Source organism: Planococcus sp. TJ-201 (assembly GCF_058268495.1).
Window position 1 is genome coordinate 226662 of record NZ_JBZDOG010000001.1, and the last position, 14240, is coordinate 240901.

12 protein-coding genes are annotated in these 14240 nt (G+C 44.5%); 2 read left to right on the forward strand and 10 right to left on the reverse strand.

Annotated elements, in window-relative coordinates; all coding sequences use genetic code 11:
• Position 1 precedes the first annotated feature (1 nt).
• Both AC4EG4_RS01250 and AC4EG4_RS01255 read right to left on the reverse strand, forming a co-directional pair.
• Positions 2–2272 (reverse strand): DEAD/DEAH box helicase, encoded by a 2271-nt coding sequence (locus AC4EG4_RS01250; RefSeq protein WP_490986718.1) that lies wholly within the window; start codon positions 2270–2272, stop codon positions 2–4.
• A complete protein-coding gene (locus tag AC4EG4_RS01255; RefSeq protein WP_490978090.1) occupies positions 2265–2633 on the reverse strand; it encodes a YppE family protein in 369 nt (122 codons plus the stop codon). Before AC4EG4_RS01255 ends, AC4EG4_RS01250 begins: the two co-directional genes overlap by 8 nt.
• Positions 2634–2966: 333 nt before the next feature.
• Between AC4EG4_RS01255 and recU the strand changes: the two genes are divergently transcribed.
• Together recU and AC4EG4_RS01265 are read left to right on the forward strand one after the other, a co-directional pair.
• A complete protein-coding gene (recU, locus tag AC4EG4_RS01260) occupies positions 2967–3578 on the forward strand; it encodes a Holliday junction resolvase RecU (RefSeq protein WP_490978089.1) in 612 nt (203 codons plus the stop codon).
• Positions 3579–3612: 34 nt separating this feature from the next.
• Complete coding sequence (locus AC4EG4_RS01265; protein WP_490986719.1) at positions 3613–6372, forward strand: PBP1A family penicillin-binding protein; 2760 nt, start codon at positions 3613–3615, stop codon at positions 6370–6372.
• 46 nt (positions 6373–6418) lie between these two features.
• On the opposite strand, the gene AC4EG4_RS01270 is transcribed toward AC4EG4_RS01265, so the two are convergent.
• From AC4EG4_RS01270 to dinG, 8 genes are read right to left on the reverse strand one after another with little or no spacing between them, the layout of a single operon-like run.
• Positions 6419–6757 (reverse strand): YpoC family protein, encoded by a 339-nt coding sequence (locus AC4EG4_RS01270; RefSeq protein ID WP_490978087.1) that lies wholly within the window; start codon positions 6755–6757, stop codon positions 6419–6421.
• On the reverse strand, positions 6732–7412 hold the full coding sequence (nth, locus tag AC4EG4_RS01275) for an endonuclease III (RefSeq protein ID WP_490978086.1): 681 nt from the start codon (positions 7410–7412) through the stop codon (positions 6732–6734). The genes AC4EG4_RS01270 and nth overlap by 26 nt, the downstream gene beginning before the upstream one ends.
• Positions 7413–7424: 12 nt before the next feature.
• Positions 7425–8126 carry a DnaD domain-containing protein gene (locus AC4EG4_RS01280; RefSeq protein WP_490978085.1) on the reverse strand — a complete coding sequence of 234 codons (702 nt, stop codon included), beginning with the start codon at positions 8124–8126 and terminating at the stop codon, positions 7425–7427.
• Positions 8127–8154: 28 nt separating this feature from the next.
• Positions 8155–9450: an asparagine--tRNA ligase gene (gene asnS / locus AC4EG4_RS01285; protein ID WP_490978084.1), complete on the reverse strand. Its 1296-nt coding sequence runs from the start codon at positions 9448–9450 to the stop codon at positions 8155–8157.
• 31 nt (positions 9451–9481) lie between these two features.
• Complete coding sequence (locus AC4EG4_RS01290) at positions 9482–10672, reverse strand: pyridoxal phosphate-dependent aminotransferase (protein ID WP_490986720.1); 1191 nt, start codon at positions 10670–10672, stop codon at positions 9482–9484.
• A 15-nt stretch (positions 10673–10687) separates the two neighbouring features.
• Entirely contained in the window at positions 10688–11164 is a 477-nt protein-coding gene (locus tag AC4EG4_RS01295; RefSeq protein ID WP_490986721.1) for a cell wall elongation regulator TseB-like domain-containing protein, read from the reverse strand.
• Between the two features lie 8 nt (positions 11165–11172).
• Positions 11173–11343: a YpmA family protein gene (locus AC4EG4_RS01300; RefSeq protein ID WP_490978081.1), complete on the reverse strand. Its 171-nt coding sequence runs from the start codon at positions 11341–11343 to the stop codon at positions 11173–11175.
• 24 nt (positions 11344–11367) lie between these two features.
• Positions 11368–14130, reverse strand: coding sequence for an ATP-dependent DNA helicase DinG (gene dinG, locus AC4EG4_RS01305; protein WP_490986722.1), 2763 nt, complete (start codon positions 14128–14130; stop codon positions 11368–11370).
• Between the last annotated feature and the right edge of the window lie 110 nt (positions 14131–14240).

Genomic DNA, 14240 nt, shown 5'->3' on the forward strand with positions numbered 1-14240 from the left:
TTCACTCCTCTTTGCGAAGCTCGTCCAATAGCCTTATCACATGGCTTTTCATGCTGATGGCCGCATCCTGCGCACCAATGCATGACGGACACCCATCGAGGCATGGACATTCCGAAATGTGCTGCTGCGCTTTATCAAGCAAAGGCTTCCACAAGTCGTAAATTCGTTCGCTGATTCCGATGCCGCCTGGATAGGAATCATGTATGAAAAACGATGGCATATCGTTATGGGGCGATTTTACTTGCGGCACCACATGAACGTCTCTACGGTCACATTGAACAAACACAGGAATAAACGATTCAATGGCGTAAGCCGCTCCGGTCATCGTATCCGACAATTCCGCTTCGGAAAAATCTTCGGGCTTGGCAAAGCTCAGCCAAGTTGACGAAGTATGAAGCTCTTCCGGCGGCAGTGAAATCGGCCCTGAGCCAATATTATCATGCGAATCAAATCGTATTTTTTTGAAAATCGTTGGCATCGCCAAGACAGCAATATCTCCATAAAAAACTTCCGAAGCGTTCATTTGCTTGTCTTTGTCTTCGCTCATTACTTTCAGCTCTACTGCCAAGTTGGCATCGGTGAAATAATCCACGTCGACTTCTCTGACATAGGCTTTCTTTTCTTCCCAGTCCAGGATCTCTACTTGAAACTGAGTTCCTTGATGAAGGTAAATCGCTTCCTCGTGCAGCAGCGTCATGGCACTAAAGCGATCCATTTCACCAATCACGCGTGTATCGGACGGAACGGATTGATCGATGATGACGACGTTTTCCTGTGAGGCCGATCGCAAAGAGATATCGTGTGCAGGGAAGCGGTCGCTCATCCAATGCCAGCGATCCGATGTCCGCACAAGTACCCCTTCTTCTTGCAGATATTCCAGCAGTTCCTGAACTTCGAATTCTCCGTACTGATCATCAATGCGAAATGGCAGTTCAAAAGAAGCACATTTCAAATGGTCCATCAAGATGATGATGTTTTCCGGATGAATGCGTGCTTCTTCCGGCGATTGGTCCAGCAAGTATTCGGGATGGTTAATGATGTATTGATCCAGTGCAGTTGACTGCGCCACATAAATAACCAGTGACTCATCCTGACGGCGTCCCGCGCGTCCTGCCTGTTGCCAAGCACTGGCGATGTTGCCAGGATAACCGGTCATAATGCACGCTTGGAGTTGGCCAATGTCCACACCAAGTTCCAACGCGTTGGTGGACACGACACATTGAATTGAACCATCGCGCAATCCCTTTTCAATAGCGCGCCGTTCCGTCGGCAAATAGCCTCCACGGTAGCCTTTGATCGAATCATCCTGCAGTTTCATTTTCGTGATGGCCTGCAAATACGTTACCAGCATTTCAACGCGGACCCGGCTTTTGGCAAAGACTATCGTTTGAATGCCATTTTTAATCAGGTGTGTGGCCAAATCGCGAACTTCCAGTATCGCACTTCTGCGAACGCCGAAAGTCGGATGAATAATCGGCGGATTGTAAAAGACAATGTGTTTTTTGCCAGAAGGTGCACCGTTTTGATCAATCAGCTTATGTGTGCTGTTGGTCAGATTTTCTGCCAATTCTTTCGGATTGGCAATGGTGGCCGAAGTGCAGATGAAAACCGGATTACTGCCATAAAATTCACAGATCCGTTTCAGCCTGCGAATGACATGCGCCACGTGTGTTCCGAATATGCCTTTATAAGTATGCAGTTCATCGATTACTATATAATGAAGGTTTTCAAAAAGCGAAACCCATTTTGTGTGATGCGGCAAGATCGCTGAATGCAGCATGTCCGGGTTGGTCATAACGATTTGCCCTGCTTTGCGCACTTTGGTCCGGATTGCCGGAGAAGTGTCCCCGTCATACGTATAAGACAGAATCTCTTCTTCCGTTTTCTCAATCAAATCGTGCAAATCACTTTTTTGATCCTGTGCCAATGCTTTTGTGGGAAACAAGTACAAAGCACGTGCGCCCGGGTTGTTTAAGATTTTGTGCAGCACCGGTAAATGGTAGCAATAAGATTTGCCGGAAGCTGTCGGCGTAACTGCGGTAAACGAATTGCCGGAGATCGCCAAGTCAAATGCTTCGCGCTGATGTGTATACAATTGTTCAATGCCTTTTTTTCGCAAAGCTGCTTTTAGGCTGTCGTGCATCTCTGGAGGAAATTCGGCGTACCGTGCTGGTTTTTCCTGCCGTGTATGCCAATGGACAATCCGTTCCATCATATCAGGTTCTGTTTTCCATTCATTCATCAATTCAGGCAATTTCTTTCGCTTAATCATTCTCAGCACTCTTTTCATCGATGGCCAGCATAAATGTCTGCAGCGTGTATTGAGCCGCTTGAATGGTTTGAATAAAACGTTTCTTGCTGGTTTCCTTATAAAAACTTTGAACAAAAAACTGCGCCATGCCTTCTGCCGCGGTGTCGATTGTCGGCTTATGGACATACTTCGGCCGCTCTTGCTGAATATAGAAAAGGGATTCCCTTTGCCATTCATTTATTTTGCCGTGCCAGTAGTCAGCATATGGTTTAACATCTTTATAAAAGTCCGGGACCGCATCCGTTTCACGCATTTCAAAAAAGCGGTCCTGGCATTTTCCGCATTCGTCATATAATGCAGAAGAGAGTTCTCTAACTGTCATTTTGCAACCCCTCCATTGCCATTAGTTTATCATATTCCCGAAAACGGCACGACTTTTATCGAACAGACATTCCTTCCATTTGGAACAAGTAAAGAAATCCGTTATTATTAAAGGATATACAAGTGATGGATTCGTAGACTCGTTTATAGGGAAGTATATATAGAATATGCATTTTGGCTATCTACAAAATTAAACTGACCCAGCGAACCGGAAGCAAATGTTTTTAAAGCAACAATCCAAACCGTCAATTCTCCGACTTAAATTGTTGAAACCTTTCATCATATCAGTCGTCTAAAAGCTTGTGATATGATAGAGTAAGCGAGGTGTGTCACAATGGCAATCAATTATCCTAATGGTAAAAAGTTTGTTCCGTCCAAAGAACAGCCAACCAAAGAACAAACGGCCAAGAAAAAGAAGAAAGACTTTTCCTTTAGCAACCGAGGCAAAACACTTGAGGACGAGTTGAACGAAACCAATGATTACTATTTACAGTTGGGGCTGGCAGTCATCCATAAAAAACCGGTGCCACTTCAAATTGTTAAAGTGGAATACCCTTCCAGAAGTGCTGCGGTTATTCGGGAAGCATATTTTCAGTCTCCTTCAACGACCGATTACAACGGTGTTTGGAACGGAAAGTATATCGACTTTGAGGCAAAAGAAACAGAGAGCAAAACGTCGTTTCCATTAAAAAACATTCATGACCATCAAGTTCATCATATGTCCCAAGTGGTCAAACAAAACGGAGTGGCATTTATGATTATCCGTTTTTCATCCTGGCAACGATATTTTATTATGCCTTATGGAGAACTCGAAGTGTTTTGGAACCGAATGATGACAGGCGGAAGAAAATCAGTTACTTTACAAGAAATTGAAGAAACTTCTTTTGAACTAACACCTGGAGCATTTCCCCGCATTAACTACTTGCCTCTTTTGAACAAGCTTTAAGCAACATCATGTATACGAAAGCGAGGAACAAAACTTGAGCGATAAGCAAATTTCGCGTGAAGAACGCCGAAAAGCAATTGAACGCCAAAAGAAAACGACCAATAAAAAGAAAAAGAAATCTCCCGCAGTGACCTGGATCAAACGCATCGTATTGGCACTGGTGGCTATTGGGATAGCAGGGTTTGTTTTTGGAGCCTCTCTATTTGCTTACTATGCAAGCAGCGCACCGGAAATTGATGAGGAATTGCTTCGTGATCCAATCAGCCCAACGTTCTATGCTGCAGACGGTGAAACAGAAATACCTTATATCACAGCAGAAAATCGGGAATATGTAAATTACGACGATATTCCGAAAACGATTGAAGATGCTATTTTAGCAACTGAGGATAACCGTTTTTACGATCACTCTGGGATCGACGTTATCCGCTTGGGCGGTGCAGTCATCGCCAACATTACTGGCGGTTTTGGCTCACAAGGTGCCAGCACGATTACTCAGCAAGTGATCAAAAATTCATTTTTGACAAATGACAAAACCTTAAAACGAAAAGCACAAGAAGCTTACTTGGCATTTAAGTTGGAACAAGAATACGAAAAAGAAGAAATATTTGAAATGTATTTCAATAAAATTCTGATGTCTGGCAATATTTATGGATTCGGAACAGCTTCGGAATATTTCTATGGCAAGCCATTAAGCGAGCTGACGCTTTCTGAAACGGCATTGTTGGCAGGAATGCCTCAAAGCCCGAACGGCTATAACCCGTTTAAAAATCCAGAACGTGCAGAAGAACGCCGAAATGTCGTTCTAAGCCTGATGGATCAGCATGAAAAAATCAATACTGAAGAAAAAGAAGCGGCTCAGGCAGTGCCTGTAATCGATTCATTAGTTCCAGAAGGTGAACGCCAACAGCAAACACCAAATGCTGAATACACTGCATTCATGGAAATGGTCGAGGACGAACTTGAGACACTCGAAGGCGATTACTCATTGGATGAAGGCCTGACAATTTACACAACTTTAGAACCTTTTGTCCAAACTAAAGTTAACGAAGCGATGGCTTCTGATTTGTTTTTTGATGACACAGTCCAATCAGCTATGACCGTCGTAGACACGAAAACTGGCGGAATAAGCGCTGTTGGTGCAGCACGTGAATATACTGGCGATGTCCGCCATAACTATGCAACGGCAAAAGATCGCGCTGTTGGATCAACAATCAAACCTTTATTGGACTATGGACCTGCCATCGAATACTTGGATTGGTCTACTGGCCAAACGGTTGTGGATGAGCCGTATTCTTACGAAGACAACGACCAGGAAATCCGTAATGTCGATGGTCAATTTCTCGGTACAATGACCATTCGCGAAGCACTGTATCGCTCACGCAACATCCCTGCAGTTAAAACATTGCAGGAAGTCGGTACAGAAAATGCAGGGGAATTTATGAGCAACGTTGGACTGAATATGGAAAACATTTATGAATCCACTGCTTTAGGAGCTGCTAATTTTTCTACAGTTGAAATGGCAGGTGCTTATGCAGCATTTGGAAACCAAGGGGAATTTAACAAACCACATACGATCAAGAAAATCGTTTTTCGTGACGGTTCAACTGAACAAATCGTAGCACCAGAACCCGTACAAGCAATGAAAGACAGCACTGCGTACATGGTAACAGACATGCTTAGAGATGCTGTCGACTTGAATGTACCTGGTTCTACCGGTAAAGAAGTTGCCATCAATGGGTTGGATATGGCCGGGAAAACCGGGACAACCAATTACTCACTTGCCGATCTTCAGGATTATGGACTAGACTCCACTTCTGCTTTGGATGTGTGGTTTGCAGGTTATACAACCGATTATTCCATTTCCGTTTGGAGCGGTTACCCAAACAGAGGTACTCCAATTGATACAGCATCAAATGAACGTCTACTGTCTCAGCGCCTGTTTAAAAATGTCATGTCGGAGATTTCATCTCCAGAAACCGCTCGTTTTGAACAGCCAGAATCAGTAACCGAACAAGTGGTTGAAGTGGGTTCTGAGCCTTTAAAATTGGCTAGTGCATTCACCCCATACGGCATGAGAAGCTCTGAACTGTTTGCCCGCGGAACTGAACCAAATTCAGTTTCACAGCGTTATGTGGTAGAAGATTTAGCCACACCAACCAGATTGCGTGCAAATGTTCAAGGCAATTCAGCTCAGTTGTCTTGGAACTTTAATGATAACGATGTGTCTTTTGAGGTATCGGTAGAAGTCGATGGTTCGAGTTCCGTGCTCACCACATCACCAAGCCAGTCTTATACCTTCAATGGACTTGAAGAAGGAAAAACCTATACATTCCGCGTGGTGGCAGTTAACAGCACTCAGCGAAGCGATCCCGCATCGACCGTGGTAGAACTTGCAGCAGCGCCAGAAGAACCGGTGGAAGAACCGGTTGTTGAAGAACCTGTTGAAGAAGAGCCCGTTGAAGAAGAACCGGTTGTAGAAGAACCGGTTGTAGAAGAGCCGGTCGAAGAAGAGCCCGTTGAAGAAGAGCCCGTTGAAGAACAACCAGCAGAAGAACAACCAGCAACAGAAGAACCGGTTGTTGAAGAACCTGCTGTAGAAGAGCCCGTTGATGTTCCGGAAGAACCTACTGAAGAAGAAGAAAGTGAAACACCTTCAGCAAATAGCAGTGGGAACCGAAACAATGATGAAGATAACGGCAATGGGAACGATAATGAAAACAGCAATGAAAATGATAATGGCAACGGAAATAACGACAACCAAGATACTGAAAATGACAGTGAAAACAATAATTAAACCTTCAAAAACCCCCGAATGCTTTTGCATTCGGGGGTTTGTCATTTTATTCATTTAAATGCTTGAATTCAATCCGCTTTCTTGCAATTGCTTTCTTCAGTTCGGTAAACAACTCATCCAATTGGCGGTAAGCCGCATAACTACCTGGAGAAGCCTTAATAAATGATAAGCGCTCAGAGCCATTCAACGGCTCAAATTTGCTGTTTTGCAACGCGTTGCGGCAATGAGCCAATAAATGAATATACAGTTCAATACCTGTCTGTGTGGCTTCTTTTGAGCGTTTATCCCGCTGACTGTGCAGTTGGGATAACTCTGTGGAGATTTTTTGCCACTCCAAAAAATACGGATCAATCTGTTCTTTAGTTAACTTCTGTAACGATTTCATGTTTGATGAGTCCTTTTTTCTCACGTTTTTGCCCTTCACGGCATCGGTCGAATAATGGACAGATATGGCAGCCCGGATTTTGTGATTTGCAATGATAACGGCCAAAAAAGATAATCTGGTGATGGGTTTTTGACCAGTCATCTGCCGGTGTTTTTTTCATAATGGTTTCTTCCACTTGAAGCGGATTGTCTTTCCAGCGATTCAAACCGAGGCGTTTGGCCACACGTTCAACATGTGTATCTACTGCCAAGGCCGGAATTCCAAAAGCAACGGAAACGACTACATTGGCTGTTTTTCGTCCAACTCCTGGAAGCGTCATTAAGAGATCCCGATCGGCTGGCACGGTACTATTTTGTTCATCGATAAGGATCCGGCTGAGTGCCTGGATGTTTTTTGCTTTGTTGCGGAACAAACCGATTGAGCGGATGTCCTGCTGCAGTTCTTCCAGTGAAACCGACACATAATCCTCAGGCGTATGATATTTCTGGAATAAATCAGCCGTTACCCGGTTCACTAGCTTGTCTGTGCATTGTGCCGACAGGAGTGTCGCGATCAATAAATCAAACGGATTTCGGTGAACCAATTCACAATGGGCATCTGGAAACATAGCATCCATCTCTTCCAAGCAAACAAGCCATTCTTTTTTAGACATCATCTATATCACCTTCTAATTGCGGTCTTCCAGCCAATTGTAAAACTGTACTTTTTTCGCAACGTTCTCTGTCGGCTGAATCCGAATATTTTTCTCTCTGAAAGAACTTGCATGTTTCGTCACTTGTGTAGAGGTTTTTATGTTTTTCTTTTTCCATTCGAATAAGATCCGGTCTACATAGCGCAGGCTGATTTTTTGCGAAATAACCGCTTCTTTCAACGCCATTCGGATTACATCCGGTGTATGGCCATCCTGGTCCATCCACATGGAAATGGTCTCAATTTCCATCGGCGACAGGAATCGCCCAAACTCCTGCTCAAACAATTGGAAAATCTCTCCTTCCAATTCCTTTTGGGTGTTTTCTTTCGTTTCGTGCTGTTCTTTAAATACACAGTCCAGTAACCGATCCCATAAAGGCTGCAGGGAAATGATCTCTGTCAGCACATCATGTTCAGTCGTTTGGTCAATGGCCAAATATCCTTGTTGCATTAATTTTTGCAACATGGTCGTTACGCTTTTTTGCGAAGTCATCATGCGTGCACCAATTTCGTCAGGCGTCGGAAACTGGTTTCCGGTTTGTTGAAATGCCTGAATGTGCATAAGCAGCATGGCTTCTTCGTCTGTAATCTTCAGCTCTTTATAAAACTGAAAAAAAAGCTGGGAAATGTTAACATTCCCCTGCTCGATCCACGTTTGCAGCCGATTAGGTTGTTTCATATCCCAACCACCTTTCCATTCATTTATTTTATGGGTATAACCGGTTTAATAGACGCGGGAACGGAATTGATTCTCTGACGTGTTCAACACCGCTGATCCAAGCAACTGTTCGCTCAAGGCCAAGGCCAAATCCAGAATGCGGAACCGCTCCATATTTGCTGAGATCCAAATACCAGGCATAAGCGTCTTCATCCAAGCCATGTTCTTGAATCCGTTGTTTCATCAAGTCATAATCGTGGATGCGTTCAGATCCGCCAATGATTTCCCCGTAGCCTTCCGGTGCGATCATGTCTGCACACAACACAACATCGTCACGTTCCGGATGCGGCTGCATATAGAATGGCTTGATACCGATTGGATAATTGGTGATGAAAATTGGCATATCATAGCTTTCTGCCAAAGCCGTTTCATGCGGCGCGCCAAAATCTTCTCCCCATTTGATGTCATCAAAGCCATTTTCATTGAGCCACTTGATGGCGTCATCATAAGAAACGCGCGGGAATGGCGCTTTTATTTTTTCAAGTTTCGATACATCTCTTTCCAGACGTTCCAATTCCAATTTGCAGTTGTTCAAGACGGACTGGACAATATGGGAAACATATTGCTCCTGCACTTCCAGGCTTTCCGCATGCTCCACAAATGCCATTTCGGGTTCAATCATCCAAAATTCGATTAGGTGGCGGCGTGTTTTGGATTTTTCTGCACGGAAAGTTGGACCAAACGAAAATACTTTTCCAAGTGCCATTGCAGCAGCTTCCATATAAAGTTGGCCAGACTGCGACAAATATGCATCTTCTTCAAAATATTTGGTTGCAAATAATTCGGATGTCCCTTCCGGAGATGAGCCCGTCAAAATTGGCGGATCTACTTTCACAAAGCCATTTTCATTAAAGAACTCGTACGTGGCACGAATAATTTCATTGCGGATTTTCATGACAGCGTGCTGTCTGCGTGAACGCAGCCACAAATGACGATTGTCCATCAGGAATTCCGTACCGTGCTCTTTTGGCGTAATGGGGAAATCCTTTGCTTCTTGAATCACTTCAATGCCCGTCACAGCCAGCTCGTAGCCGAATGCAGAACGTTCGTCTTCTTTAACTTCTCCTGTTACATAAAGGGACGTTTCTTGCGTCAACGCTTTAGCTGCTGCGAAGATTTCCTCGCCCACTTCCGCTTTTACAACAACGCCCTGGACAAATCCAGAACCGTCGCGCAGCTGAAGAAATGCAATTTTCCCGCTTGACCGCTTATTCGCGATCCAAGCTCCTAACTTTACTGTTTGTCCGTTATATTTAGCCATTTCGGCAATGGTAATTTTTTTCATCCAGCGATAGCCTCCAAAGAATAGTGTGGTCTTAGTCTTTCCATTTTGATGTTACAAATTGTTCGATTCGCTCTACAGCTTCCGTCAAAGTTTCAAGCGATGTGGCGTAAGACAAACGAATTGTTGAATGTGCGCCAAAACCAGAACCCGGAATAACCGCGACGTTCGCTTCTGTCAATAAAGCCGTCACAAAATCATCAACCGATGCATAGCCGGTTTTCGCTGCCGCTTCTGAAACATCCGGCAACAGGTAAAATGCGCCTTGTGGACGAAGAACCGTAAAGCCTGGAATAGCCTGCAGTTTCGGGAAAATTGCATCTAAGCGGCTTTCAAATGCCTGACGCATCTCTTCTACAGTGTCTTGTGGACCATTATATGCTTCAATTGCTGCATATTGTGAAGTGGTTGTTGGATTGGACGTGGAATGACTCGCCAAATCCGTCATTGCTTTAATCAATTCAGCGTCGCCTGCTGCGTAGCCAATGCGCCAGCCTGTCATCGAATGCGATTTGGAAACGCCATTGATGACAATGGTGCGATTTTTTGCATCGTCAGAAAGAGTTGCAATAGACGTATGTTCAACGTCTCCATAGATCAATTTTTCATAAATTTCATCTGAAACAATCAGGATATCGAACTCGCGGCAAACTTCTGCCAGTGCTTCCAATTCTTCTTTTGAATAAATCATGCCTGTCGGATTGCTTGGAGAATTGATGATGACGGCTTTTGTCCGGTCCGTCACCGCTTCTCTCAATTGCTGAGGAGTGACTTTGTACTCCTGGCTGGCTGTCGCTTCTATGTATACAGGAACGCCTTGCGCCAATTTCACTTGCTCTGGATAGCTGACCCAATAAGGAATTGGGATAATCACTTCATCGCCTTCATTCAGCAATACTTGGAATAGCGTATACAGGACATGTTTTGCACCAATGCCTACCATCACTTCAGACGGCTGGTAGCTCAGCCCTTGGTCTCTCTGTAATTTTTGGATAATGGCTTCTTTTAATGCCGGCAAGCCGCCAGCAGGAGTATATTTGGTTTTTCCTTCTTTCATCGACTGGTAGGCAGCTTCTAGAATGTTCGCAGGTGTATTGTAATCCGGTTCTCCCGCCCCAAGGCCAATAACGTCTACTCCCTGTGCTTTTAATTCATTCGCTTTTGCGGTGATTGCCAACGTTGTAGAAGGTGTTAAGGTTTGTACACGATGTGCTAAGTTAATCAAATTTTTTCCGCCCTTTCACAAATTCAATATGCGTTTCCACCAAGTACCATCGCTCGCAGACAGATAGACATAGTTCAAGCTATCTTCTTCACTCAGAAATGCGATTTCCCATACCGGACCGTCGCTTTCCATCCCCAATTTAGTATGAAGAATGTCTTTCACGTCCATCTCGGCAAGAGCCAGTTCACGCGCCTGTTGTGCAGTGATTTTGTCTTCCAGCGGAGTGGTCTGCATGTCGCCATCGCCTTCTGGCACAAAAACAGCCGTCAGCTCTCCATTGCTGTTTGTTCCAAGAACCGTGACAGAAGCCGATGTATTGGTATACACATAAGCCCGCTCCACTTCTTCGATCAATTGCTCGCTTTTTGCGCGGTCGATTGCTTGTTGTTCTGTTTCTGAATAGGGTTTATTGCCAACGTACAAAACCAGAATGATGATAGCGACTGCCAAGAACGATAAAAATCCGAGTATAAATGTAATCCATTGTCTCATGTCATCACCTATGTTTTATATATGGTAAAAATGGCTTTTTCAGCATCTTCTTTATCGAGTGCCAGACCAAACATTAAATTTTTGTCTTTTAAAGTACGGTTCAAGGCATCCACTACTTTATATAAATCGGTTTGATACGTTAGTTCAACTGTAGAGATGACTTCAATTTTTGATTCCATGTTTGCGCCCATCCTTTCGTTATATCATTGCTTATTATACCAAGCTTCAATATCGGTTACCATCTTTTCTAAAGACACCTTCGACACTTTGACTTTCGGCAACGCGCTTATAAATTCACTGCCGTAAGATTTGGTTTCGATTCTTCGGTCCAGCACGATAAACAAACCTTTGTCATTTTTTGACCGGATCAACCTGCCAAACCCTTGCCGCAATCGAAGCACTGCTTCAGGCAAGGCATAGTGGAGAAACGGATTGATGCCTTCACGTGAGATAATTTCAGAGTGTGCCTTAAAAATCGGTTCGTCCGGTGAAGTGAACGGCAACCGCACCACTACTACCGCTCTGAGGGCATCTCCCGGTACGTCAACGCCTTCCCAGAAACTATTCGTACCAAACAGTACTGATTTTTGGAAACGCTGGAACGATTTCAGCAATTTCATTCGGCTGCCTGACGAAATGCCTTGTGCAAACAACATATAGTCTTCCAACAAGCCCGTATCCTGAATCAAATCGACGGTTTTCCGCAGCATGTCCTGTGACGTAAAGAGCACAAAACAACGCCCTTCGGTCACAATGACGGTTTGAATTACCGCATCAGCTACCGACTCGATGTATTCATGCTGCGATACCTGTTGAATGTCCGGCATATCTTCTACAATGTAGACATGTGCTCCTTGATAAAAATCTTTTGGCGGCTCAAATTTCAAAATGGGCACATGCTGTGGGATGCCGATTTGATTGACGATAAACCGGTCATTTGCTGGAACAGTCATTGTACCGGACAGCCAAATCACCGCTTTGTCCGCACGTGCAGAGGCAACAACTTTATCCACCAGGGATGCTACTGCAAATGGCCGCTTGTACAAGGACAAACTAGTAGGCAAACTTCTTAAATCCCCTTCGATCCAGCTCACTTCATCCGTCAACGGGAACACAAAAATTTCACTAAACTCGACGGCCTTGACCATCATTTCCTCTGTCCAATAACGCCAGTCGGCAATCGTCAAGCGATCTTGAATGGTTTTTTCGGTTAGGCGTTCAGCTTTTTGCAAAATGAGCTGCGACAAATCAATCCATTCGTTCAAATAGCGCAGAAGTTCCAGAAAGCGGCTGTCTTCAAGTGCCAGTTCGCTGAGAAGAGACGCATTTTTTTTGTGGCGGCTTGCAGCAAACTTCGCGGCAAACTCGGCTGCCATTAAACTCGAAACTTCGTCAAACAACGATGTGAACTTTTGGAACAGCGACTCCAGCTTCAGCAGCTCTGGTATGTTCGAAAAACCGGTACGATCAGCAGTCTCAACGAGTGACGCAAATAGCTGCCGCTCGGCCAAGCTGCCAAGTTGGCCGAATATATATTTCCACTGCGTATAAACAAAAGTTTTTTCATGCTGCGACACTGCCGCTTGCACAACTTGGTGGGCTTCGTCCCAAATATAAGCATCGACATTGGCCAAAATCGTTTTTTTGCTCAAATGCTGGTTTAGCAAAAAGGCGTGATTGGTGACAATGATGTGGGCATGCTGCGCTTGTTTCAGCGCAAACTCATAAAAATCAGCTTGCTTTTCCTGTTTTGACAACTTGCGAATATGCGAGCGCCTAATTTTATCCAACACCAACTGACCGCCGCTCGATGCATTAATTTCATTCAAATCGCCGGTTTCTGTCGATGTCAACCAAACCAACACCTGCATGATGGTGAAGGTTTCGTCGTAAGACTCATCATCCCCTTGCAACAATTCGACAAAACGCGCCAAATCAATGTAATGCGATAAGCCTTTGATCAACGAAATCCGGACCGGCGAACCGATAAAGGATTCAACCATTCGTCCTTCTTTCAAGACGAGCTGATCCTGAAGATGCGTCGTATAGGTACTGATCAAGACTTGCTTTCCGCTGGAAAGGGCGTAATTTGCCGCCGGCAGCAAATAGGCAATGGTCTTGCCCATTCCCGTCGAAGCTTCAATAACCACTTCTTTTTTATGAGTCAATGCCTCTTCAATCGACGCCATCATGCTGTATTGGCTTGGCCGTCTTTCGAAATTCGGAAAGACGGTTTCCAGTCCTTCCCGCCAGTCGCGCGGCTGCGATTCAGACTGTCCGGGATTTGCTGCAAAGGAATTTCTTGGTTTTAGGGGGACTCCTTGAAATCGATCAAAAGAATCCATTTGGGCACTTCTTTTCCTTTGTGTCAGTTCAAAAAACAATCGCGATAAATCCGATTTAAGCTGGAAAGACCGTTTATGAAGAAAGGCCAATGTGTCGTATGGCAACAATTCCAGATCTGCTTTAGCCCGCAAAAACAGCAGCGCTGTCGCCATGGCATCGTCGTCTGCACGGTGTGCACTTTCCAATGGAATTCCCAGCTCTGACGTGATGTCCTGCAATTTAAAGCTAAATGCCGTCGGATACATAAGCCGAACCAATTCGACTGTATCCATTGTGATTCCCTGCCAGTTTGGCAAGCCGCTTCGTTTAAGCTCGGCTTGCAGGAACGGCAAATCGAAATTAGTATTATGTGCTACAAAAATTGCATCCTGCATTTTTTCGTAGACGGTTTCTGCGTAAAACTCAAATGCTTTTGCCTCTGCCACATCTTTGTCCGTAATATTCGTCAAGTCCTGTATAAATAACGGGATATTTCGCCCTGGATTAATAAATTGCGTATATGTATCGGTAATGACTTCGTTTTCAATCGTCACCATTGCCAGTTGAATAATCCGGTCACCTTTTGCAGGGGAATGGCCCGTTGTTTCAATATCGACAACGACATACTTTTGCGTGTTCATCTTAGCCCCTCTTTCTTAGGTGATTGCCTAAAAAAATTGTAACATATCCTGTCGTTTTCCGCTTTCAAGACGAAAATTCAATCTTCTTCTCTAAGCTTTTGCGAAAAAGA

Bases quoted from the DNA above. Each gene is read 5' to 3' on its own strand.
- AC4EG4_RS01280 (WP_490978085.1), bottom strand. From the start codon at position 8,126: ATGAAACAACCTAATCGGCTGCAAACGTGGATCGAGCAGGGGAATGTT.
- AC4EG4_RS01255 (WP_490978090.1), bottom strand. From the start codon at position 2,633: ATGACAGTTAGAGAACTCTCTTCTGCATTATATGACGAATGCGGAAAA.
- AC4EG4_RS01295 (WP_490986721.1), bottom strand. From the start codon at position 11,164: ATGAGACAATGGATTACATTTATACTCGGATTTTTATCGTTCTTGGCA.
- AC4EG4_RS01300 (WP_490978081.1), bottom strand. From the start codon at position 11,343: ATGGAATCAAAAATTGAAGTCATCTCTACAGTTGAACTAACGTATCAA.
- asnS (WP_490978084.1), bottom strand. From the start codon at position 9,450: ATGAAAAAAATTACCATTGCCGAAATGGCTAAATATAACGGACAAACA.
- AC4EG4_RS01250 (WP_490986718.1), bottom strand. From the start codon at position 2,272: ATGATTAAGCGAAAGAAATTGCCTGAATTGATGAATGAATGGAAAACA.
- nth (WP_490978086.1), bottom strand. From the start codon at position 7,412: ATGATGTCTAAAAAAGAATGGCTTGTTTGCTTGGAAGAGATGGATGCT.
- dinG (WP_490986722.1), bottom strand. From the start codon at position 14,130: ATGAACACGCAAAAGTATGTCGTTGTCGATATTGAAACAACGGGCCAT.
- AC4EG4_RS01270 (WP_490978087.1), bottom strand. From the start codon at position 6,757: ATGAAATCGTTACAGAAGTTAACTAAAGAACAGATTGATCCGTATTTT.
- recU (WP_490978089.1), top strand. From the start codon at position 2,967: ATGGCAATCAATTATCCTAATGGTAAAAAGTTTGTTCCGTCCAAAGAA.